A 21,056-nucleotide genomic window follows, 5' to 3' on the forward strand; every position below is an offset into this window, starting at 1 on the left:
AGGGCGTCGATGCGGAGCATCGGCAACCGACGACAACGCCGCAGGTGGGCGTGCCAGGCCCCGCGTCTCCGGCATGATCCGCCGGACAGGCCCTAGGCGGCCCCTCCGCGACCGGGGTCGACGGAGCGGCCGCCCGACGTGACGGGCTCCGGCTCAGAGCCGGTGAGGCTTGGACCGGCGGCGCAGGAACCATGCCGCCGCGACCGTGCCGGTCACGACCAGGGCCGCGCCGCCCACGACCGTGGCCGTGCCGTAGTCCTTCACGGCTCCTCCGAGTCCGCCCATGACGCCGCGCGACGGCGAGGCCGTCACCGTCGCCGAGATCGTGGGTGTCGAGGGGGTCGCGACGATGATCGACTGGGTGCCCGCCGTCGTGCCGTCCTGGCAGACCACGATGACCGTGTACGTGCCGGGACCCACGCCCGTCCAGGCCGCCGACTGACTGCTGCTCGTCCCGGTGAGCGACATCTGGCGCCCTTGGGCGAAGTTGGACTGCCCGTTGGAGAGCAGGGAGGCGTTGCCGAAGCTGCTGCCGTTGCTCGGGCAGGCGCTGGTGGTGACCGAGACCGTGGTGCCGCTGGTGCTCACGGAGATCCCGGAACCCCATGCGACGGCCGCCGGGGCGGCCAGGGTGAGCGGAAGCGCAGCGGCGGCGGCCACGGTCAGGCCGGAGCGGAGAAGTGTCTGAGTGGTACGCATAGGAACTGCCCTCCAGCGGCACGGTTGGCGGTACATCCCATGCGCCGCCGAGGATTGGAAAGGCCCGTGCTGCCTCAGAGCGAGCCAATGCGCACCGGGCCGGGCCCGCATGCGGACGGGGACCGGGCAGGTGACGAATTCCATCGTCCGGCGCACTGCCGACGGATGTGACGCCGCTGATGGCTCGCCACATCGGCGGGTTCACCGTCACCGCGGGCGGGTCCGGTGCCGCAGGGGTCACCGGGTGCGGGCCGTTCCTGGCGTCGGTCATCGGGCCGGGGCTGCCCGCCGCTGAGACCACCGGGCGCGGGCCGTGCGCGGCGGTAGTCACCGGCGAGGGCTGCCGAGCCACCGAATCCGCCGGGGTGGGCCGTCTCCGGCCCCGGTCACCAGGTGCGGGCCGCCCGCAGCAGTCGTTCCCGGACCAGGGCGACGTGCGGATTGTCCGAGGCTCCGGGGCGCTGGGTGAGATAGCCGGTGTTGATCGGCGGGTCCTCGGGGGTCAGCAGCGCGACCAGGGCACCGGAGGTCAGCTCGTCCTGGCACAGATAGCGAGGGAGCACGGTGATCCCGGCACCGGCGGCGACCGCCGCGAGGACCCCGCGCAGATCGGGCACCGTGATCGCGGCCTGCCCGGACAGCCGTACCCCGAAGACATGCCGCCAGTAGCGGCGGGCGATGGGCAGATCCTCCGCGTACGTGACCAGGGGCAGCCCGTGCAGCGCCGCGGCGCCCTCGGCCGCCACCCGGTCGGGGCCGATGCGCTCGGCCCAGGCGGGGGACGCGACGAGCACGAACTCCTCGTCCATCAGCGGGACCGACGCGAGGGTGCGTCCGCGCGGCCGGGTCGTGGCGATCACCAGGTCGAAGCGGCCGCCGCGCAGGCCTTCCAGGAGTTCGTCGGTCAGCCCGGTGCTGATCCGCAGCCGTACACCCCGGGCCGTCAGCGGAGCCAGCGCGGGCAGCACCCTGGCGCACAGCAGTTCGGCCGGGCCCGCCACATGGACCGGGTCCGGCGGCTGGCCGGCGCCGAGGCCGCCCCGGTCCGCCACCGTCGCCAGCGCGTCCAGCGGCGCCGCGACCTGTGCGGCCAGTTCGTCCGCCACGGACGTGGGCAGCACACCCCGCGGACCCCGTTCGAACAGCTCCCGCCCCAGCTGTTCCTCCAGGGAGCGCATCTGTGTGGTCACCGTCGGCTGGGAGAGGCCCAGGAGGCGCGCGGCCGCCGTGAACGAACCCGCCCGGTGCACCGCGAGGAAGGTGCGCAGCAGGGACAGGTCGAGCGGCGCTCCGGCATTGGATTCCCTATGGGCCATGCGGCCAACCCTATGCCGCCCTATGTCCCCGGCCCGCCTGCCGGCCCGTCAGCGTCGGCCCGTCGTCACCGAACGCTCGGCCGAGAACCCTCCCCAGGTGCCGTCGGGCAGCTTCGCCCGGATCCGCACCCGGTGCGTCACGTCCGCCTCCCTGCCGACGTAGAAGCTGTAGGTGGAGGTCCCGTGGGGCGGGCTGCCGCCCCAGACGAGCGATGTCACGGGGCGCCCGTCGAGATGGATCTGGTACTCCGTGATCACTCCGTCGACCTCGGGCGCGATCCACGCCAGGTCGATGGAGTACGCCCCGTCGCTGCGGTGGGTCGTCGCCCGGAAGCCGGTCGGTGCCGTGCCCCGGCCGTCGTCCGAACCCGGCGCGGTGGTGAGCCGGACGGTGTCGCTCGCCGGCGAGACGTTGTCGGCCGCGTCGCGGGCCCGCACGGTGAAGGCGTAGGCCGTCCCCGGCCGCAGCCCCGTGACGACGGTCGCCGTCTGCGCGCCGCCGACGCTGTGGATCTTCGAGGCGCCCTGGTAGATGTCGTACGACACCACGCCCCGTCCGTCCACCGACTTCGCCCAGGACAGCTGGGCCGCCCGGCTGCCGACCGCCTTGCCGTGCGGGGTGCCGGGGCGGGTCGGCGGTGTGCGATCGGCCGCCACGGCCGCCGGGGTGGTCGCCCGCACCCGTTTGCTGAGCGGCCCCGGGGTTCCGGCGGCGTTCCGGGCCCGGACCGTGAAGACGTAGGCGGTGGACGGTTCGAGCCTGGTGATGTCCACCATGTGCTCCGAACCGGGCACCTCCTTGACTTTCGTGGTGCCGCGATACACCTCGTAGCGGGTGGCCCTCGGGTCCTCCGTGGCCAGGTTCCACATGACGTGCACGCTGGTCGCGCTGCCCGCGGCGGCGGTCACGCCCAGCGGCGCGGCGGGCAGCCGTTCGCCCTGGCCCGATGTCCGCGCACCCCATCCGCAGGACGTGAGCACGAGCAGCGCGCCGCACACCAGCGCGCGCGGGACGGCGGGGGGAACGCGTCGCACGGGTCTGCCTTCCCTCGACGGGATTGGTCTGTACCTATAAGACACGGCTGACGCGACCACATCAAGAGGGTGCGCGGCTGTTGGCCGGACCGTCTCGAAGGTACGTATGCTGATCCCTGACGCGGCGTGAACTCGCCCCAGTATCAGGGGAGTTCCTGCCCACGGCGCGGACCGCTGTCGTCGCTGATCCCGCGCCGGCGCGTACGGTCGAGTGGCCGGAGCCGGGTGCGGCTCAGGCCCTCGGCCGTGCGACACCCGGGAAAGTGTGCCCGTGCACCGTCCGGCCCCCTCCCGGTGGACGCGCTGTGGGACGCCCACCAGATTTGGGCAAATGAGCGTCCAAGTCCCCCAGGAGAGGGTCTCCCATCGTGCGTGCCCGTTCGCTGACGCTGGCCGCGGCCGCCGCCGCGCTGGTCGCCCCGGCCCCGGCGCTGCTGTCCACCGCCCCCACCGCAGGCCGCCCAGGCAGCCCCCTCGCCGTCGCTCGGGAAGGCACCGTCCTTGCCGCCGACCTGCTGGCGAAGGTCCGTGGCTGCGCCGCCGTCTCGAACGGGCGATACCGGAGCGACGACGGCACCCACGCCGACATTCCGGTCTGCGGCGCCCCCGGTGCCGTGTTCTGGAAGGCCGACATGGACATCGACTGCGACGGCAGGGCGGGCCCCCTGTGCAACGGCCGTACCGACCCGCTCTTCTCCGACTCCACGGCCTTCCAGCAGTCCGACGGCCGCTATCTCAGCGCCGAGGCGCTGTCCTACATCGTCGTCCCGGCCCCCAGCGGCATCTGGAGCTACCGGGACCACGGCATCGGGGCCGGCTCGGTGGCGGCCGTGATCTACCGGGACCGCGTCCAGTACGCCGTCGTCGGTGACACCGGTCCGCAGGACATCATCGGCGAGGCCTCGTACGCGACGGCCGCGGCGCTCGGTGTCCGGCCCGATCCGCGCGGCGGCGGAACGCCCTCCGGAGTCACCTACATCGTCTTCAGGAACTCCCGGGTGTCACCCATCGAGGACCACGCCGCCGCGGTGGCGGCGGGGGAGCGGCTGGCCCGGAACCTCGTCAATGAGGGATAGCCGCCGCGGCCCCCCGACGGCGCCGGTCCGCCTGTCAGACCGCGGCCCAGCCGTTGTCGACGGGCAGGATCACGCCATTGATGTTGCTCGCCGCGTCCGAGGCGAGGAACACGATCGCGGCGGCCTGCTCCGCGGCCTCGGCGGGCCGGCCGACATTGCCCATGTACGCGCCGAGGACGGCGGGGCCGTGGGCGCCGGGTTCGAGGTCCACGGTGATGCCGGTCCTGGTGCCGCCCGGAGCGATGGCGTTGGTGCGGATGCCCTTGTCCCGGTACATCACGGCGAGGGACTTGGTGAGCCCCACGACGCCGTGCTTCGAGGCGGTGTACGCGGCCCCGGCGGCGCTGCCGCGCAGGCTCGCCTCCGATGCGGTGTTCACGATGGCGCCCCTGCCGGCGGCGAGCATGTGCGGCAGCGCCGCACGGGTGAGCAGGAACGGAGCCGTGAGGTTGACCCGGATGACCCGCTCCCACTCCGCGTCGCCGACCTCGGCCACGGCCGACATGCGGTCCATGATCCCGGCGTTGTTCACGGGTACGTCCACTCCGCCGAACCGCTCCACCGCGGTCGCGGTCACCCGGTCGACGGTCTCCTGCTCGCTCAGGTCCCCTGTGACGGCCACGGCGCCGCCGCCGGCCGCCTCGATCTCCTGGACGACCGCCGTGGCGCTCTCGGGGTTGAGATCGGCCACGACCACGCGCGCGCCCTCGGCCGCGAACGCGAGGGCGGCGGCACGGCCGATGCCCGAACCCGCGCCGGTGACGATGACGCTGCGGCCGTCCAGTCCAGTGGCGCTCATGACGTTCTCCCAGGGGTGCGTACGGGTGCGACCGAGGTGTCGCGCCGCCACAGTACGACTTACTGTCGCTGAATGACAGAAAGTCGCCGAGGGGGTTCTGCGGAGATCGCTAGAATCACCGCAGTCCCGGGCAGCATCCGCAGACGGAACCGAGGAGTCACCAGTGCCGGACGGCGCTATCGGCGAACACACCGGCCGGGGTCGCGGCCGCACCGGGCGGCCGCCGCTGACCGACGAGCGCAAGGCCGAGACGCGGCTGGAGATCGCCCGCGCCGCCGTGGAACTCTTCGTGGACCAGGGTGTGGCCGCCACGACCGGGGAGCAGATCGCCCAGGTCGTCGGGGTGTCCGCGCGGACCCTGTGGCGTTACTTCCCGAGCAAGGAGAGTTGCGCCAGCCCGTTGTTCGCGGCCGGGATCGACGCGATCGCCGTGGCGCTGCGGGCCTGGCCCACGGACCGTCCCCTGGAGGACGTCCTGGTGCGAGCGTCCACGACCGCCGAGGGCGCGGTGGCGAGCCCGCAGCCGCCGAGGGTCCGTACGCTGCTGAGGCTCACCCGCACCGAGCCGGGACTACGCGCCGTCTGGCTCCAGGCCCATGACGACGCCGAGCCGGTGTTCGCCCGCGCCCTCGCCGACCGCGCCGGGCTTGACGCCGTCGATCTGCGCTCGGAGATCCAGGCCGCCATGCTCAACGCGGCGCTGCGAGCGGCGGTCGAGCACTACGCGTGGCGCACCGACGAGGAGGAGCCCGACGACCCCGTGACGGCTCAGGCGGAGCTGGCGGAGACCCTGCGCTCGGCTCTCGTGGTCGCGGCGAAGGGAATCTCCTGATCCGGCGGGCGCGCGCGGTTCGCCGCTGAGCGCCCGGCTCCGTAGGGGCGGAAAGCGGCTCCGGGTTCCCGGGGCCGGGACGCGCGACCGCGGATCCGGCATCGTGGCCGAGCCCGGTTCCTCATGCCTTCCGGTAGCTGTACGCCTCCGCTGCCGCCGCCTCGACCGCCGCGAGGTCGGCGCCCGCCGAGGCCGTGACGACCGCGGCCACCGCCCCCTCGACGAAGGGGGCGTCCACCAGACGTGTGTCGTCCGGGAGCTCGTCGCCCTCGGCGAGCAGCGCCTTGACGGTGAGCACGGCACTGCCCAGGTCGGCGAGCACGGCGATCCCGGCACCGCGGTCCACGGAGGCCGCGGCGGCGGCGATCAGCTCGGCGCTGGTGCCGAGGCCCCCGTCCATGGTGCCGCCCGCCGGGGCGACGGGAGCGATCGTGCCGCCACCGGCCAGGCCCGTCGCCAGCTCGGCGACGGACGCGGCGACCGCGGCACTGTGGGAGACCAGCACGATGCCGACGAGCCGCTTCTCGGTGTCACTCACCGGCCGCCTCCACGAGTGCCGCGATCAGCAGTGCCGAGGACGTGGCGCCCGGGTCCTGGTGCCCGATGCTGCGCTCGCCCAGATAGCTCGCCCGGCCCTTGCGGGCCTGCAGGGGTGTCGTCGCCACGGCGCCCTCCTCGGCGGCGGACTTCGCCGCGGCGAACGAATCGGTCAGCGCGTCGACCGCGGGCACCAGGGCGTCGATCATGGTCTTGTCGCCGGGCGCGGCTCCGCCCAGCGCCATGACCGCGTCGACGCCGGTGCGCAGCGCGTCCGCGAACTGTTCCTCGGTGACCTCGGCGGCGTCCCCGAGGGCCTTGCCGGTCCGGCGCAGCAGGGTGCCGTACAGCGGCCCGGACGCGCCGCCGACCGTCGAGATCAGCTGCCTCCCGGCGAGTGTGAGAACGGCGCCGGGGGTGTCCGGGGCCTCCTTGTCCAGCACGGCGGTCACGGCGGTGAATCCGCGCTGCAGATTGCTGCCGTGGTCGGCGTCACCGATGGGCGAGTCCAGGTCGGTGAGCCGCTGTGCCTCCCGGTTCACCGACGCGGCGGTCACCGTCATCCAACGGCGGAAGAAATCGGCGTCGAGCACGGAATCTCCTTGCGTGGTACGAGAGTTGACCTGGCGCCGGTCGGCGCCGGGCGGCAGCCGACCTCGCCTCGACCGGGTTCACACACCCCAGCGCAGTCCCGGCGTCTTCACCGGCGCGTCCCACAGGCGCAGCAGCTCCTCGTCCACCTCGCACAGGGTCACCGACGCGCCGGCCATGTCGAGGGAGGTGACGTAGTTGCCGACCAGGGTGCGCGCGACGGGAATGCCGCGCTCGGTGAGCACCCGCTGCACCTCCGCGTTGAAGCCGTACAGCTCCAGCAGGGGGGTGGCGCCCATGCCGTTGACGAGGACCAGGACCGGATTACGCGGTGCGAGGTCCTCCAGGACGGCGTGCACGGAGAAGTCGGCGATCTCGCGCGAGGTCATCATCGCGCGCCGCTCCCGCCCCGGCTCGCCGTGGATGCCGACACCCAGCTCCAGCTCGCCGGGCGGCAGATCGAACGTCGGACTGCCCTTGGCCGGGGTCGTGCAGGCGCTGAGCGCGACGCCGAAGCTGCGGGAGTTCTCGTTGACCTTCCGGGCCAGTGTCTCGACCGCCTCCAGGGGAGCGCCCTCCTCGGCGGCGGCGCCCGCGATCTTCTCCACGAACAGCGTCGCGCCCGTTCCGCGCCGCCCGGCCGTGTACAGACTGTCGGTGACGGCCACGTCGTCGTTGACGAGGACCTTGGCGATCCGGATGCCCTCGTCCTCGGCCAGCTCCGCCGCCATGTCGAAGTTGAGGACGTCGCCGGTGTAGTTCTTCACGATGAACAGCACGCCCGCGCCGCTGTTCACGGCGGCCGCCGCGCGCAGCATCTGGTCCGGCACCGGTGAGGTGAAGACCTCGCCGGGGCAGGCCGCCGACAGCATGCCGGGGCCCACGAATCCGCCGTGCAGCGGCTCGTGCCCGGACCCGCCGCCGGAGACGAGGCCCACCCTTCCGGCGACCGGGGCGTCCCGGCGTACGATCACGCGGTTCTCGACGTCCACCGTCAGCTCCGGATGGGCTGCCGCCATGCCCCGCAGCGCGTCCGCGACCACCGTCTCCGCCACGTTGATGAGCATCTTCATGGGAACCTCCTGGTGAGAAGAACCGCCGGGCCGCTGTCCGGTAGTGCCCACGTTAGGAGCGGGTGAGGCCGCTCGTCGACCGCTGCGCGGCCCCGCTCCGGGGAGCGGACGCCGTCCGGGCCCGTGCCCGTCCGTCGCGAACGTGACCGACCGGCCGGCCTGTCCGGCCGGCGAGCGGATCGGCTGTGCGATGAGCTCACACTGGGAAGTATCGGCGCTCGGACGGCGATGGTCACGTGCGCGGACGTTCTTCGGTGCGTGCGCGTCGCGCACTCACCGGTCCCGCCAGAGTCGGGCGGGCTACTTCCCCGCGCTCCGCAGCCGGAGGCTGCCGCGCTCGTTCTCCTTCAGCGCCCGGCCGATGATCAGGCGCTGAATCTGGTTGGTGCCCTCGAAGATCTGCATGACCTTGGCCTCGCGCATGTAGCGCTCGACCGGGAAATCGCGGGTGTAGCCGGCACCGCCCAGCACCTGGACCGCGTCGGTGGTGACCTTCATGGCGTTGTCGGTGGAGATCAGCTTGGCGATCGACGCCTCGGACTGGAACGGGAGTCCCTCGTCCTTGAGGCGGGCGGCGGCGAGCGTGGTGGCCCGGGAGACCTGCACCGCCGCGGCCATGTCGGCGAGGACGAAGGCCAGCCCCTGGTGCTCGATGATGGGCCGGCCGAAGGTCTCCCGCTCCCGCGAGTAGCGCAGCGCGTGGTCGAGCGCCCCCTGGGAGAGGCCCGTGGCCACCGCCGCGATGCCGAGGCGTCCGCAGTCCAGTCCGGCGAAGGCGATCCTGAGCCCGTCGCCCTCCTCGCCGAGCCGGCGGTGGGCGGGGACGCGGACGTTCTCCAGGCGCACGGTGGCGGTGGCGGACCCGGTCAGGCCCATCTTCTGCTCCGGGGCATCGGCCAACAGGCCCGGCGCATCGGCCGGGACGAGGAAGCAGGAGATGGCGCGCGAGCCCGCGTCGGACGTACGGGCCATGACCGTGTAGAAGTCCGCGTGCCCACCGTGCGTCGTCCAGGCCTTGGCGCCGTTGAGCACGTAGTCGTCGCCGTCCCGGACGGCCCGTGTGCGCATCGCCCCCGGGTCGGAGCCGGCATGGGCCTCGGACAGGCAGTAGGCGCCGAGCAGCTCGCCGCCCAGCATGTCCGGCAGCCACTCCTTCTTCTGCTCCTCGGTGCCGAACGAGGCGAGGGCGAAGCAGGACAGGGCGTGCACAGAGACGCCCACCGCCACGCTCGCCCACACGGCGGCGATCTCTTCGAGGACCTGGAGGTAGACCTCGTAGGGCTGGTCGCCGCCGCCGAACTCCTCGGGGTAGGGCAGGCTCAGCAGACCGGCCTGTCCGAGCGTGCGGAAGACCTCGCGGGGGAACCGTCCCTCGGCCTCCGCCTCGGCGACGCGCGGGGCGAGCTCCTTCTCGGCGAGCTCGCGGGTCAGGGCGATCAGGTCGACGGCTTCGGGAGAGGGGAGCGTGCGGGTCGCGGGCATGGCATGTCCTCGGTGGTGGCGGTTCGCTGGACGATTTTGATACGCCAGGCGATACAACAGTATCGTTTTTGGTACCGCCAGGCCATGGCGTCCCCCCGACGGATCCACCGGTCCGCCGGCCGGGTTGCGCGTCCTGGACCTCGCGGGGGATCGGGCCCGCTCGCACGCGGCCATGGTGTCGGCCGACGTCGGTGCTCGTTGCCGACGTGGTGCGCGTGGAGCGCCCGCCCGGCCGCGGGCTGCGGCTCGGCCTACGTCTGCGCCGACGGGAAGTACGCCGACGGGAGTACGCCGCCGGGCAGTACATCGCCGTGGCCGTGCTGGAGCCGCACCTCTTTGCCGCGGTGCCCGACGCCCTCGGCCCCGCCCGGCTGCCCGCCCAGGACGACCCGCCGGCCGGCACTGCGGGCACGGTTCCGGCCGTCCGTCCCGGGCGAGCCGGGAGGGGACGTCGCGGCAGTGCTGCGGGACTGGGGGGCGGCCCCGAGGTCTACCGCCCCGAGGTCAGGGGGAAACGGCGTGGACGATGAGCGAGGCCAGTTCGGCGTAGGCTTCGGCGTCGCTCAGCCCGGTGCGTGCGGCGACCTCGCCCCGCTGGATCTCCTGCATGGTGGCGGCCACCACCTCGCCCACGAACGCGGCGTGGACGTCACGGAACGCTCCGGCGGCGACACCGTCCGCGATCAGCTGTCTGATCCTGCCCGCGGCGAGGCGCGTGTTGGCCTCGTACACCTCGCGAGCCGGCTCGAACTGGGCCATGTCGTCGAGGAACTGCCGGGACAGCGGCCTCAACTGATGGGCGACCGCGTTCAGGTAGACCACCACGCGCTCGGAGGGCGCGGAGGTGTCGGCCACCCGCTTCTCGACGGCCTGGGCGGCCTCCCGGAAGTAGTGCTTCACCGCTTCCCGGACCAACTCCTGCTTGCTGCCCGCGAGTTGGTACAGCGTCGTCTTCGAGCAGTGCAGCCGCTCGGTCAGCTCGTCGAGGGTGAACGCTGCGAAGCCCTCCGCCACCAGCAACGCGACCAGCCGTTCGAGCAGGTCGGTCTGGCGCGCGGTGCGACGTGTGGACGGCATGATCTCAGCGTAACCGTTCCTCCTTGACCGTAACCGTCCCCCCTCCAGGGGTGTGATCCAGGGCGGGAGGCCCCGCCCTGGATCAGCGGGATGGGGGCAGCGGGAGGGGCCGCCGGAAGCAGTGGGCGGGGCGGTCCGGCTGCCGTCGACGACGACCGCCTGCCCGGTCGCGTGGCCACCGGCGTCGCCGACGTGCCACAGCACGGCGCCGACGACGACCTCGGGGCTGCCCTCACGCGGCAGTGGGGTGCCGCGGCGCAGATGACCGGCGGCGCGCTCGCCCGGGGATCGGGCGGGCGGGCCGCCGACGCACTCGATGACGTCCTCGCGGCGGGGCTGCCCGGCTCAGCGGTAGAGGGCGGGGCGTTCGATCAGGTCGACCTCCGTGCGGTGGCCCTCGGTCTGGGCGCGGACGCCCGCCTCGCAGACGGCCGCCGCCGCGTACCCGTCCCAGCAGCTGGGCCCGGTGACCTCGCCGCGCAGTGTGGCGTCGACCCAGGCCTGTACCTCGCGGTCGTACGCCTCGGCGAACCGCTCCACGAAGTCCGGCGCGATCGAACCACCCCACCGCCCGCCCGAGTTGACCAGCATCCCGTGGGCCTCGCCGATCCGTGCCGTGCCGTTCTCGCAGACGGCCTCGGCCTGCACCTGGTACCCGAAGCGGCAGTTGACGTAGATCTCCACGTCCACGAGCACACCCCCGTCCGTCTCCAGGACGACGAACTGCGGGTCCGAGAGTCCCTCGGGCGCGTTCCCGGAGGGCCGCGGCTTCAGCACCGTCACCGCGGTGATCTCCTGCCCGAGCAGCCAGCGGGCGACGTCCATCTCGTGGACGACGGAGTCGTTGATGAGCATCTGCTCGGTGAAGTACGGCAGGACATCGGCGTTGCGATGCCGGTTGTGCAGCATCAACGGTCGGCCCAACTCGCCACTGTTCAAAAGTGACTTGAGCTTCAGATACTCGGCGTCGTAGCGCCGCATGAACCCGACCTGGACCCGCCGGTGCCCGAGTCGGCCCTCGGCCTCCATCACGCGCCGCGCGGAGGCCGCGTCCGGGGTGAGCGGCTTCTCGCACAGGACCGGCAGGTCGTGCTCGAAGGCGGTGAGCAGCGCCGCCTCGTGAGCGGGGCCGGGGGAGGCGATGATCACGGCGTCGACGTCGTCCGCCGCCAGGGCCGGGGCCGGGTCCGTGTAAGCGGTGCAGCCGTCGATGCCGTCGGCGAGCCCCTTGGCCCGCTCGGCGTCGATGTCCACGACCGCGCTCACCCGCGCCCCGCTGATGACCTCGGTGATCCGGCGGACATGGTCGGCCCCCATCCGGCCGGTGCCGATGACGGCGACCCCGAGTGTTGCGTGCTGCGTCATGTGGTTCGGTGGTCCCTTCGATGAATCAGGCGCCGCAGGAACGGAGGAACTTCCGGGTGCGTACGGCGATGGGCAGCGGCCTGTCCGGCTCGCAGGGGTACATGTCCTGCTCGACGACGGCGAACAGCTCCACGCCCAGGCGCTGCGCCGCGACGAGCACCGGCTCCAACTCCGGTACTCCCGAGGGCGGTTCGCACATCACGCCGCGCCGCACGGCGGGCCCGAACGGAACCTCGTCCCGCACGACGTCGGCGAGGACCGCGGGATCGACCTGCTTGAGGTGGAGATAGCCGATGCGTTCGCCGTACGTCTCGATGAGCTTGACGCTGTCCCCGCCGCAGTAGGCGTAGTGCCCGGTGTCCAGGCACAGGTTGACCAGGTCGGAGTCCGTGGAGTCGAGGAAGCGCTCGACGTGTTCCTCGGTGTCGATGTGGGTGTCCGCGTGCGGGTGCACCACGATGTCGAGGCCGTACGTCTCCTTGACCTCGTGCCCGAGGCGTTCCATGCCCTTGGTGAGGTGGGCCCACTGCTCGGCGGTCAGCTCAGGCGGCTCGATGAGCTCCGCCGTCCTGTCGTCCCGCCAGAACGAGGGGATGACCACCAGGTGCCGGGCGCCCATCGCCCGGGTGAGCGCGGCGACCTCGCTGACGTGTTCCCAGGTGGAGTCCCAGACGGAGGGTCCGCGGTGCATCCCGGTGAAGACCGTGCCGGCCGACACCTTCAGGCCGCGCTTGTCGGTCTCGGCGGTGAGCCGGGCCGGGTCCGTCGGCAGATAGCCGTACGGGCCGAGCTCGATCCAGGAGTATCCGGCCTCGGCGACCTCGTCCAGGAACCGTTCCCACGGGACCTGCCGCGGGTCGTCGGGGAACCAGACGCCCCAGGAGTCCGGGGCCGAGCCGACTCGGATGCGGTCCAGGGGAGTTGCCATGTCAGGAGGTCCCTTCCGAGCGTGCGGGTGCCGGGGTCCGGAGGTCCTCCGCTTCAGGGAGCTCCTCCACGTCGACCCCGCGTACCTGTGCCAACTCGTGTTTGAGCGCGGCGAGTTCGGCGCCGCCTGCCATGTGATTGGTGAGTTCCTCCAGGCTGACCTCACCGCGGTCGGCGCTGAGTTCGAGTGCGCCGAGCCGCAGCACGCTGAAGTGGTCGCCGACCATGTAGGCGTGGTGCGGGTTGTGGGTGATGAAGATGACGCCGAGACCGCGGTCGCGGGCGGCGGCGATGTACTTCAGGACGACACCGGACTGCTTGACGCCCAGTGCGGCGGTCGGTTCGTCGAGGATGAGGACGCGGGCGCCGAAGTAGACGGCACGGGCGATGGCCACGGACTGGCGCTGGCCGCCGGAGAGCGTGCCGATCGGCTGGTCGAGGTCGTCGAGGACGATGCCCATGTTGCGCAGTTCCTCGTCGGCGGTCCGCTTCATCCGCGCGATGTCGAGACGGCGTACGGGCCAGGGGCCCTTGGTCATCTCGGAGCCGAGGAAGAAGTTCCGCCACACCGGCATCAACGGGACCGTCGCGAGGTCCTGGTAGACGGTGGCGATGCCCTTGGCGAGGGCCTCGCGCGGGGTACCGAAACGCACCGCCGTGCCGTCCACGAGGAACTCGCCCTCGCTGTGCTGGTGCAGCCCCGAGATGATCTTGATGAGGGTGGACTTGCCGGCGCCGTTGTCGCCGAGGACGCAGGTCACCCGGCCGGGGCGGACGGCCAGGGAGACGCCGTGCAGGGCGCGGATGTTGCCGTACGACTTGCCGGCGCCGCGCAGTTCGACGATCGCGGCGGTGCCGTCGCCGGGGGGAGTGTCCGGGAGGACGGCGCCCGCGGTTCCGGATCCGTTGGTTGTCATGGGTCGGTTCACCTCCGGGTCGCCGTGCGGCGGACCCACAGATTGATGAGCGTGGCGCCGAGCAGCATCACGCCGAGGAACGCCTTGAACCAGTCGGGGTTCCAGCCGGCGTAGACGATGCCCTGGTTCACCATGCCGAACATGAAGGCGCCGAAGACCGGGCCGATCGCGGAGCCGTAGCCGCCGGTGAGCAGACAGCCCCCGATCACCGCCGCGGCGATGTAGATCAGCTCCTGGCCGACGCCCTCGCCCGACTGCACCGTGTTGAACGAGAACAGCTGGTGCATGCCGACGAACCAGCCGCCGAAGCCGACCGTCATGAACAGTGTGATCTTGGTGAAGGTCACCGGGACACCGACCGCGCGGGCGCTGTCCTGGTTGCCGCCGACCGCGAAGACCCAGTTGCCGTACTTGGTACGCAGCAGCACCCAGGTGGCCAGCGCCGCGAACACCAGCCACCACACGATGGTGATCTTCACCTGGACGCCGCCGACGTCGAACGACGAGGCGAAGACCTTCTTCGCCTGGCCGAAACCGTCCATGTCGCTGATGTCGTCGGTGGCGACGTTGCCGGTGACCAGCTTGGTGACGGCGAGGTTCACGCCCTGCAGGATCAGGAACGTCCCGAGTGTCACCAGGAAGCTCGGCAGCCCGGTGCGCACCATCATCCAGCCGTTGAACGCCCCGATCGCGAGGGAGACGACGAGCGCGACGATCACACCGGCCCAGACGTTCATGCTGAGTTGGTAGCTGAGCATGCCGGCGGTCAGCGCCGAGGTGATCACCGCGACACCGGCGGACAGGTCGAATTCGCCGCCGATCATCAGTAGTGCCACGGGCAGCGCCATGATGCCGATCGTCGACGACTGGTAGAGCACGGTCGCCATCGAGCCGCCGGAGCGTACCGACGGCGCCGCGATCAGGAAGAAGACGAACACGGCGACGGCGCCGAGGAACACCCCGACCTCGGGCCGGGCGAGCAGCCGCAGCGCCAGAGGGCGCCGCGCCGTCCGCCCGTCGGTCTTCCGGGGGCCGGGGGCCGGCGGTGCGGACACCGCCGGGTCGGCCTGTTGGGCCATGCCCATCACCGAGTGCCCTTCGAGGCGAACTTGGCGACGGCGTCGACGTTGCTCTTGTCGACGAAGGCCGGACCGGTCAGGACCGGCTGCTCGCCGCCTCCGCTGTAGTTGCCGTTGGTCTTGTAGAGCCACAGCGAGTCGATCGCCAAGTAGCCCTGGAGGTAGGGCTGCTGGTCGACGGCGAACTGGATGGTGCCCTTGCTGATGGCGCCGGTGAGGTCCTTGTTGAGGTCGAACGTGGCGACCTTCGCCTTGCTCCCGGCGTCACCGATCGACTGGACCGAGGTCAGGGCGTACGGGGCGCCGAGCGTGACGACGTAGTCGATCGCCTTGTCCTGCTTGAGCTTCGCGGTGATCGTGGACTTCACGGACGGCATGTCGGTGCCGTTGACGTACAGGTTCTCCGTGGAGCCGCTGAAGGTCTTCTTCACGCCGTCGCAGCGCTGGGTGAGGCCGATGTTGCCCTGTTCCTGGACCACGCAGACGACCTTCTTGGCGCCTTCCGAGTTCAGCCTCTTGCCGAGCGCCTCGCCCGCGACGGTCTCGTCCTGGCCGAAGAACTCCGTCAGGCCCAGCTTCTTCCAGTCGCTGAGACCCGAGTTGAGACCCACGACGGGTATCCCGGCCGAAGTCGCCTTGCCCACCACGTCCTTCATGGCGTCCGGCTTGGCCAGGGTGATCGCGATGCCGTCGACCTTCTGGTCGATCGCGTTCTGGACCAGGTTGGCCTGACTCCCCGCGTTCGGGTCGGCGGAGTAGACGAGCTTGATGTTGTCCTTGGCGGCGGCGGCCTCGGCGCCCTTGCGGACGATGTCCCAGAACGTGTCGCCGGGCGCCTGATGGGTCACCAGGGCGACCCTCATCTGGGGTGTGTTCGCCTTGCCCGCGGCGGCACTGTCCCCGTTCTCCTCGGACTTCTTGCCGCCCGAGCTGCTGGAGCAGCCGGCGGCGAGCAGTGCGGACGCCGCGGCCAGGGCCACGAGGGGGGCGATTCTCCGGGAACGGGGGTGGAACGTGCGATCCATCTTTCCAGCACCTCACTGTGCGACCGGGGGAAAGGGAACGGGACGGCGCGGGGCGCGGGGCCCGTGCGGGACCCGGACGGCAGGTCCGGGCGTGATCCGTTGAAGCGGCGGTTTCGTTGGGACGGGATACAAGTCCCTGTTGCACCCACCTGTCAATACTTTGTTAAGACATCATTTCAGGAGCAGGTCCGAATGTCCGTACAAAGTCTTGACAGAGGGGAGGCGGGCGTCCTACACCTGAGGGGCTCGGGCGCCCCGTTGCCCGCACCCCACGCATCAGGAGCGTCACGCATGCCTGAGTCCGCTGTACCCCGGGTCGCCGCCGTCGAGACCGCCGAGGCCTTCGACCTCATCACCATGGGACGCATCGGCGTCGACCTGTATCCGCTCCAGACGGGTGTGCCGCTCGCCCAGGTCGAGTCCTTCGGAAAGTTCCTCGGCGGCTCGGCCGCCAACGTCGCCGTGGCCGCCGCACGCCTGGGCCGGTCCGCAGCGGTGATCACCCGGACCGGACAGGACCCCTTCGGCACCTATCTCCACGAGCAGCTCAAGGAGTTCGGCGTCGACGACCGCTGGGTCACCCCCGTCCCCGCGTACCCGACGCCGGTCACGTTCTGCGAGATCTTCCCGCCGGACGACTTCCCGCTGTACTTCTACCGGCAGCCCAAGGCGCCCGACCTGGAGATCCGCACCGACGAGCTGGACTACTTCGCCATCCGCGCGGCCCGCGTCTTCTGGATCACCGGGACCGGCCTGAGCGAGGAACCCAGCCGCTCGGCCACCCTCGCCGCCCTGAAGGCCCGCGCCAGGACCGGCATCACCGTCTTCGACCTCGACTGGCGCCCGATGTTCTGGCACGGCGACAGCGGCAGCGGCGACAGCGGCGACACGGGCAGCGGCGACACGGGCAGCCGCGGACCGGAGGCGGCGCGCCCCTACTACGCCGAGGCGCTGCGGCACGCCACGGTCGCCGTCGGCAACCTCGACGAGTGCGAGATCGCCACCGGAGTACGCGAACCGCGGGCCTGCGCCCGGGCGCTCCTCGACGCCGGAGTCGAACTGGCCGTCGTGAAACAGGGCCCCAAGGGAGTGCTGGCCGTCCACCGCGACGGCACCGAGGCCGAGATCCCGCCGGTGCCGGTGGAGGTCGTCAACGGCCTCGGCGCGGGCGACGCGTTCGGCGGTTCCCTCTGCCACGGCCTGCTGTCCGGCTGGGAGTTGGAGCGGACCGTCCGGTACGCCAACGCCGCCGGGGCGCTCGTCGCCTCCCGTCTGGCCTGCTCCTCCGCGATGCCGACCGAGTCCGAGGTCGAGAACCTCCTCGCACGTGCTTGACCGGGCGGACCGACGCCACCCCTGAACGGAGCCTGACTTGAGTATCAGCATCCCCGACCTCGTCACGGTGCGCGCCCGGCACCCGGAGGCCTTCGCCGAAGCGGCCGCCCGCCGGGTCCGCCGCCCGCTGATCGGCGACACCGGCCGCCTGATGATCGTGGCCGCCGACCACCCGGCCCGCGGCGCCCTCGGCGTCGGCGACCACCGGCTCGCCATGGCCAACCGCGCCGACCTCCTCGAACGCCTCTGCGTGGCCCTGTCCCGGCCCGGCGTCGACGGGGTGCTCGCGACCGCCGACATCCTGGAGGACCTGCTGCTGCTCGGGGTCCTGGAGGAGAAGGTCGTGATGGGCTCCATGAACCGCGGCGGACTCGCCGGCGCCTCCTTCGAGATGGACGACCGCTTCACCGGTCACCGCGCCGAGGACATCGAGCGGCTCCGCTTCGACGCCGGAAAGCTCCTGCTGCGCATCGACTACGACGACCCCGGCTCCCTCGCGACCCTGGAGGCCACTGCCCGCGCCGTCGACGACATGGCGGCACGCCGACTGCCCCTGTTCGTAGAGCCGTTCATATCCCGCCGGGAGAACGGCACGGGGGCGGTCCGCAACGACCTGAGCGCCGAGGCCGTCACCCGGTCCATCGCCATCGCCTCGGGCCTCGGCGGAACGTCGGCGTACACCTGGCTCAAACTGCCCGTCACCAGCGACCCCGACGACATGGCCGAGGTCCTGGAGGCCTCCACCCTGCCCGCCGTACTGCTCGGCGGAGAGGTCGGCACGGACCAGGAGGGCGCCTACGAGAGATGGCGCAAGGCGCTGCGGCTGCCCACCGTCCAGGGCATGGTCGTCGGGCGTTCCCTGCTCTACCCCGCCGAGGGCAGCGTGGAGACAGCGGTGGACACCGCGGTCGGCCTGCTCTGAACGCCGCCACCACGGCCACCGCAGCGCCGACGATGCCGTCCCGGAGTCACCGTGAACCCCCGTACAGGAGCCCCTCGATGACCAGCACGCACCATCTGCCCGCCGGCCAGGCCGGCACCGACGTCTACGCCGTCGAGGTCACGCCCACGACGGCCGGCTGGGGCCACGCCGCCCTGCGGGTGCTGGAACTGCCGCCCGGCGGCCGGCACACCTTCGACACCGGCGACAGTGAGTGGATCGTGCTCCCGCTGGCGGGCGGCTGCACCGTCGCCGTCGACGGCACGTCGTTCCAACTGGCCGGGCGCGCAGGCGTGTTCGACGGGGTGACCGACTTCGCGTACGTCCCTCGCGACGCGGAGGTCTCCATCGGCTCCCGCGACGGCGGCAGGTTCGCGCTCACCGGCGCCCGCTGCACCCGCAGGCTCCCGGCCCGTCACGCGCCCGCCTCCTCCGTACCGGTCGAGCTGCGCGGCACCGGCAACTGCTCCCGCCAGGTCAACAACTTCGGCGCGGCAGGGGTCTTCGACTGCGACAGGCTCATCGCCGTCGAGGTGATCACACCCGGCGGCAACTGGTCCTCCTTCCCGCCGCACAAGCACGAGGAGCACCGGCCCGGCGAGGAGTCCGAGCTGGAGGAGATCTACTACTTCGAGTTCGCCGCCCACGAAGGCACCCCCGGTCTCGGCTACCAGCGCGTCTCGCCCTCCGGGAACGGCACCGGCACGGACGTCCTCGCCGAGGTGCGTGACGGCGACGTCGTGCTCATCCCGGACGGCTGGCACGGCCCCTCCATGGCCGTGCCGGGACACGACATGTACTACCTCAACGTCATGGCGGGCCCGGACCCCGACCGCGCCTGGCTGATCCGCGACCACCCCGACCACGCCTGGATCCGCACCACCTGGCCCGAGCAGCCGGTCGACCCGCGACTGCCCCTCTACACCGCTCCCGAGAGGTCCTGATGAGCACGACCACCCGCCGTCTGACGACAGCCCAGGCCCTGGTGCGCTTCCTGTCCGCGCAGTACAGCGAGCGCGACGGTGTACGCCACCGGCTGATCACCGGGACCTGGGGAATCTTCGGGCACGGCAATGTGGCGGGAATCGGCCAGGCGCTCCTGGAGGCCGGCGAGGACACAATGCCCTTCCACCAGGGCCGCAACGAACAGGCCATGGTGCACGCGGCGGTCGCTCACGCGCGCCAGCTCAACCGCCTCTCCGCGCAGGCCGTCACCACGTCCATCGGCCCCGGCGCCACCAACCTCGTCACCGGCGCGGCACTCGCGACGATCAACCGTCTCCCCGTACTCCTGCTGCCCGGCGACTACTTCGCGACGCGGCCCGCCGACCCTCTGCTCCAGCAGCTGGAACACCCTGTCGAGGCCGACGTCTCCGTCAACGACACCCTGCGCCCCGTGTCGAGGTACTTCGACCGCATCACGCGCCCGGAATCGCTGATCCCGTCCGCCCTGAACGCGATGCGGGTCCTCGCCGACCCGGCCGAGACCGGCGCCGTCACCCTCGCCCTGCCGCAGGACGTGCAGGCGGAGGCGTACGACTGGCCCGAGGAGTTCTTCGCCCAACGCGTCTGGCCCGTACGCCGTCCCGCGCCGGACCCGGTCGAACTCGCCGCCGCCGTCCGGGCGATCCGCGCCGCGCGGCGCCCGCTGATCGTCGCCGGAGGGGGAGTTCACCACAGCGAGGCCGAGGAGGCGCTCAAGGCCCTGGTGGACGCCACCGGCATCCCGGTCGCCTCGACCCAGGCCGGCAAGGGATCGCTGCGGCACGATCACCCCGCCGACCTCGGCGGCATCGGCCACACCGGTACCGCCGTCTGTGACGACATCGCCCGAACCGCCGACCTGATCATCGGCGTCGGCACCCGGTACAGCGACTTCACCACAGCCTCCAGCACGCTGTTCCAGCGGCCGGACGTCCGGTTCGTCAACCTCAACATCACCGCCTTCGACGCCCACAAACTGGCCGCCCGCACCCTGGTCGCGGACGCCCGGACCGGCCTCGCGGCCCTGACGGAGGCACTGGCCGGCCATCGCGTCGACCCCGCCTACGAGGCCGAGTACCGTGTGGGCAGGGCGCGTTGGGACGCGGTCGTGGAGGCGGCCTACGCCGCGGACGACACCGCGGTGCCCACCCAGCCCCAAGTCCTCGGCGCTCTGGACGCGGTCGTCGGCGACGATGACGTGGTCATCAACGCGGCCGGCTCACTCCCCGGCGACCTGCACAAACTGTGGCGGGCGCGCGGTCCGCGCCAGTACCACCTGGAGTACGGCTACTCCTGCATGGGCTACGAGATCCCGGCCGGCATCGGCGTCCAACTGGCCGCCCCGGGCACGCCGGTGTGGTCCCTCGTCGGCGACGGCACGTATCTGATGATGCCGACCGAGATCGTCACCGCCGTCCAGGAGGGCCTGCCCGTCAACCTGGTCCTCATCCAGAACCACGGATACGCCTCCATCGGCGGCCTGTCCGAGGAGACCGGCGGCGAACGCTTCGGCACCGCCTACCGTTACCGCGCCCCCGACGGCTCGTTCACCGGAGACCCGCTCCCCGTCGACCTCGCCGCCAACGCCGCCAGCCTCGGCATGGACGTCCTCCGCGCCAAGACCGTAGGGGAACTGCGTGACGCGCTCGTCGCGGCGCGCGCCTCGGACCGGCCGACCTGCGTCTACGTCGAGACCGACCCGACGCCCACCGCGCCGCCCGCCGCGGCCTGGTGGGACGTACCGGTCGCCGAAGTCGCCTCGCGGAAGGCCGCGTCGGACGCCCGTGAACGGTACGACAGCCATGCCGCAGAGCGACGACGCCACCTCTGATCCTTCCCTCCCGCCCCCATGAACGGCGGGGGGGGGGGGGGGGGGCCGGGCGCGCCCCCCCCCCCCCCCCCCCCCCCCCCCCCCGCGACCCCGCAGGCAAGGGGCAGGGGGGCCGACCCCCCCCGCCCCCCCCGGG

The 21,056-nt window shown here is 72.0% G+C and carries 21 protein-coding genes; 7 read left to right on the plus strand and 14 right to left on the minus strand.

Going from position 1 to position 21,056, the window contains the following annotated elements; translation table 11 throughout:
- Positions 1 to 153: 153 nt before the first annotated feature.
- From ABZX90_RS42785 to ABZX90_RS42795, 3 genes are all read right to left on the minus strand, one after another.
- Entirely contained in the window at positions 154 to 699 is a 546-nt protein-coding gene (locus ABZX90_RS42785; protein ID WP_351134700.1) for a hypothetical protein, read from the minus strand.
- 386 nt (positions 700 to 1,085) lie between these two features.
- A complete protein-coding gene (locus tag ABZX90_RS42790) occupies positions 1,086 to 2,015 on the minus strand; it encodes a LysR family transcriptional regulator (RefSeq protein ID WP_355213609.1) in 930 nt (309 codons plus the stop codon).
- Between the two features lie 48 nt (positions 2,016 to 2,063).
- Positions 2,064 to 3,050: a fibronectin type III domain-containing protein gene (locus ABZX90_RS42795; RefSeq protein WP_355213610.1), complete on the minus strand. Its 987-nt coding sequence runs from the start codon at positions 3,048 to 3,050 to the stop codon at positions 2,064 to 2,066.
- Positions 3,051 to 3,418: 368 nt separating this feature from the next.
- On the opposite strand from ABZX90_RS42795, the gene ABZX90_RS42800 reads away from it, so the two are divergent.
- Positions 3,419 to 4,126, plus strand: a complete 708-nt coding sequence (locus tag ABZX90_RS42800; RefSeq protein WP_355213611.1) for a glycoside hydrolase family 75 protein — start codon at positions 3,419 to 3,421, stop codon at positions 4,124 to 4,126.
- A gap of 34 nt (positions 4,127 to 4,160) precedes the next feature.
- Here ABZX90_RS42800 and ABZX90_RS42805 read toward each other — a convergent pair whose 3' ends face one another.
- The gene (locus ABZX90_RS42805; protein ID WP_355213612.1) at positions 4,161 to 4,925 is read right to left on the minus strand and encodes an SDR family NAD(P)-dependent oxidoreductase; all 765 of its coding nucleotides are present in this window, start codon (positions 4,923 to 4,925) and stop codon (positions 4,161 to 4,163) included.
- Between the two features lie 163 nt (positions 4,926 to 5,088).
- Between ABZX90_RS42805 and ABZX90_RS42810 the strand changes: the two genes are divergently transcribed.
- Positions 5,089 to 5,757: a TetR/AcrR family transcriptional regulator gene (locus tag ABZX90_RS42810; protein WP_351134710.1), complete on the plus strand. Its 669-nt coding sequence runs from the start codon at positions 5,089 to 5,091 to the stop codon at positions 5,755 to 5,757.
- Between the two features lie 121 nt (positions 5,758 to 5,878).
- On the opposite strand, the gene ABZX90_RS42815 is transcribed toward ABZX90_RS42810, so the two are convergent.
- The 4 genes from ABZX90_RS42815 to ABZX90_RS42830 form a co-directional block, all read right to left on the minus strand.
- The gene (locus ABZX90_RS42815) at positions 5,879 to 6,295 is read right to left on the minus strand and encodes a PTS fructose transporter subunit IIA (protein ID WP_351134712.1); all 417 of its coding nucleotides are present in this window, start codon (positions 6,293 to 6,295) and stop codon (positions 5,879 to 5,881) included.
- Positions 6,288 to 6,887 (minus strand): dihydroxyacetone kinase subunit DhaL, encoded by a 600-nt coding sequence (gene dhaL, locus ABZX90_RS42820; protein ID WP_351134714.1) that lies wholly within the window; start codon positions 6,885 to 6,887, stop codon positions 6,288 to 6,290. The genes ABZX90_RS42815 and dhaL overlap by 8 nt, the downstream gene beginning before the upstream one ends.
- Positions 6,888 to 6,965: 78 nt before the next feature.
- Positions 6,966 to 7,958 (minus strand): dihydroxyacetone kinase subunit DhaK, encoded by a 993-nt coding sequence (gene dhaK / locus ABZX90_RS42825; RefSeq protein WP_351134716.1) that lies wholly within the window; start codon positions 7,956 to 7,958, stop codon positions 6,966 to 6,968.
- A 300-nt stretch (positions 7,959 to 8,258) separates the two neighbouring features.
- The gene (locus tag ABZX90_RS42830; RefSeq protein WP_351134718.1) at positions 8,259 to 9,440 is read right to left on the minus strand and encodes an acyl-CoA dehydrogenase family protein; all 1,182 of its coding nucleotides are present in this window, start codon (positions 9,438 to 9,440) and stop codon (positions 8,259 to 8,261) included.
- A 191-nt stretch (positions 9,441 to 9,631) separates the two neighbouring features.
- Here ABZX90_RS42830 and ABZX90_RS42835 point away from each other — a divergent pair, with 191 nt between their 5' ends.
- Entirely contained in the window at positions 9,632 to 9,970 is a 339-nt protein-coding gene (locus ABZX90_RS42835; RefSeq protein ID WP_355213613.1) for a hypothetical protein, read from the plus strand.
- Here ABZX90_RS42835 and ABZX90_RS42840 read toward each other — a convergent pair.
- The 6 genes from ABZX90_RS42840 to ABZX90_RS42865 form a co-directional block, all read right to left on the minus strand.
- A complete protein-coding gene (locus ABZX90_RS42840; RefSeq protein ID WP_351134721.1) occupies positions 9,945 to 10,517 on the minus strand; it encodes a TetR/AcrR family transcriptional regulator in 573 nt (190 codons plus the stop codon). The genes ABZX90_RS42835 and ABZX90_RS42840 overlap by 26 nt on opposite strands.
- A gap of 345 nt (positions 10,518 to 10,862) precedes the next feature.
- Positions 10,863 to 11,882, minus strand: a complete 1,020-nt coding sequence (locus tag ABZX90_RS42845) for a Gfo/Idh/MocA family oxidoreductase (RefSeq protein WP_351134723.1) — start codon at positions 11,880 to 11,882, stop codon at positions 10,863 to 10,865.
- Between the two features lie 25 nt (positions 11,883 to 11,907).
- Positions 11,908 to 12,810, minus strand: a complete 903-nt coding sequence (locus tag ABZX90_RS42850; protein WP_355213614.1) for a sugar phosphate isomerase/epimerase — start codon at positions 12,808 to 12,810, stop codon at positions 11,908 to 11,910.
- A gap of 1 nt (position 12,811) precedes the next feature.
- Positions 12,812 to 13,726: an ATP-binding cassette domain-containing protein gene (locus ABZX90_RS42855; protein WP_351134727.1), complete on the minus strand. Its 915-nt coding sequence runs from the start codon at positions 13,724 to 13,726 to the stop codon at positions 12,812 to 12,814.
- 8 nt (positions 13,727 to 13,734) lie between these two features.
- Positions 13,735 to 14,811, minus strand: a complete 1,077-nt coding sequence (locus ABZX90_RS42860) for an ABC transporter permease (protein WP_351134729.1) — start codon at positions 14,809 to 14,811, stop codon at positions 13,735 to 13,737.
- Positions 14,811 to 15,830, minus strand: a complete 1,020-nt coding sequence (locus ABZX90_RS42865) for a sugar ABC transporter substrate-binding protein (protein ID WP_351134731.1) — start codon at positions 15,828 to 15,830, stop codon at positions 14,811 to 14,813. Before ABZX90_RS42865 ends, ABZX90_RS42860 begins: the two co-directional genes overlap by 1 nt.
- Positions 15,831 to 16,121: 291 nt before the next feature.
- Here ABZX90_RS42865 and iolC point away from each other — a divergent pair, with 291 nt between their 5' ends.
- From iolC to iolD, 4 genes are all read left to right on the plus strand, one after another.
- Positions 16,122 to 17,165 carry a 5-dehydro-2-deoxygluconokinase gene (gene iolC, locus ABZX90_RS42870; RefSeq protein ID WP_355213615.1) on the plus strand — a complete coding sequence of 348 codons (1,044 nt, stop codon included), beginning with the start codon at positions 16,122 to 16,124 and terminating at the stop codon, positions 17,163 to 17,165.
- Between the two features lie 37 nt (positions 17,166 to 17,202).
- Entirely contained in the window at positions 17,203 to 18,087 is an 885-nt protein-coding gene (locus ABZX90_RS42875) for a deoxyribose-phosphate aldolase (RefSeq protein WP_355213616.1), read from the plus strand.
- A gap of 77 nt (positions 18,088 to 18,164) precedes the next feature.
- Complete coding sequence (gene iolB / locus ABZX90_RS42880) at positions 18,165 to 19,049, plus strand: 5-deoxy-glucuronate isomerase (protein ID WP_355213617.1); 885 nt, start codon at positions 18,165 to 18,167, stop codon at positions 19,047 to 19,049.
- Positions 19,049 to 20,920 (plus strand): 3D-(3,5/4)-trihydroxycyclohexane-1,2-dione acylhydrolase (decyclizing), encoded by a 1,872-nt coding sequence (gene iolD, locus ABZX90_RS42885; RefSeq protein WP_355213618.1) that lies wholly within the window; start codon positions 19,049 to 19,051, stop codon positions 20,918 to 20,920. The genes iolB and iolD overlap by 1 nt, the downstream gene beginning before the upstream one ends.
- Positions 20,921 to 21,056: the final 136 nt, after the last annotated feature.

The organism is Streptomyces sp. NPDC002935 (assembly GCF_040611295.1).
Taxonomy (GTDB): domain Bacteria; phylum Actinomycetota; class Actinomycetes; order Streptomycetales; family Streptomycetaceae; genus Streptomyces.

Coding starts and splice junctions, on each gene's coding strand:
- ABZX90_RS42785 (WP_351134700.1), bottom strand. CDS start 699: ATGCGTACCACTCAGACACTTCTCCGCTCCGGCCTGACCGTGGCCGCC.
- ABZX90_RS42790 (WP_355213609.1), bottom strand. CDS start 2,015: ATGGCCCATAGGGAATCCAATGCCGGAGCGCCGCTCGACCTGTCCCTG.
- ABZX90_RS42805 (WP_355213612.1), bottom strand. CDS start 4,925: ATGAGCGCCACTGGACTGGACGGCCGCAGCGTCATCGTCACCGGCGCG.
- dhaK (WP_351134716.1), bottom strand. CDS start 7,958: ATGAAGATGCTCATCAACGTGGCGGAGACGGTGGTCGCGGACGCGCTG.
- ABZX90_RS42830 (WP_351134718.1), bottom strand. CDS start 9,440: ATGCCCGCGACCCGCACGCTCCCCTCTCCCGAAGCCGTCGACCTGATC.
- ABZX90_RS42840 (WP_351134721.1), bottom strand. CDS start 10,517: ATGCCGTCCACACGTCGCACCGCGCGCCAGACCGACCTGCTCGAACGG.
- ABZX90_RS42845 (WP_351134723.1), bottom strand. CDS start 11,882: ATGACGCAGCACGCAACACTCGGGGTCGCCGTCATCGGCACCGGCCGG.
- ABZX90_RS42850 (WP_355213614.1), bottom strand. CDS start 12,810: ATGGCAACTCCCCTGGACCGCATCCGAGTCGGCTCGGCCCCGGACTCC.
- ABZX90_RS42855 (WP_351134727.1), bottom strand. CDS start 13,726: ATGACAACCAACGGATCCGGAACCGCGGGCGCCGTCCTCCCGGACACT.
- ABZX90_RS42860 (WP_351134729.1), bottom strand. CDS start 14,811: ATGGGCATGGCCCAACAGGCCGACCCGGCGGTGTCCGCACCGCCGGCC.
- ABZX90_RS42865 (WP_351134731.1), bottom strand. CDS start 15,830: ATGGATCGCACGTTCCACCCCCGTTCCCGGAGAATCGCCCCCCTCGTG.
- iolC (WP_355213615.1), top strand. CDS start 16,122: ATGCCTGAGTCCGCTGTACCCCGGGTCGCCGCCGTCGAGACCGCCGAG.
- iolB (WP_355213617.1), top strand. CDS start 18,165: ATGACCAGCACGCACCATCTGCCCGCCGGCCAGGCCGGCACCGACGTC.
- iolD (WP_355213618.1), top strand. CDS start 19,049: ATGAGCACGACCACCCGCCGTCTGACGACAGCCCAGGCCCTGGTGCGC.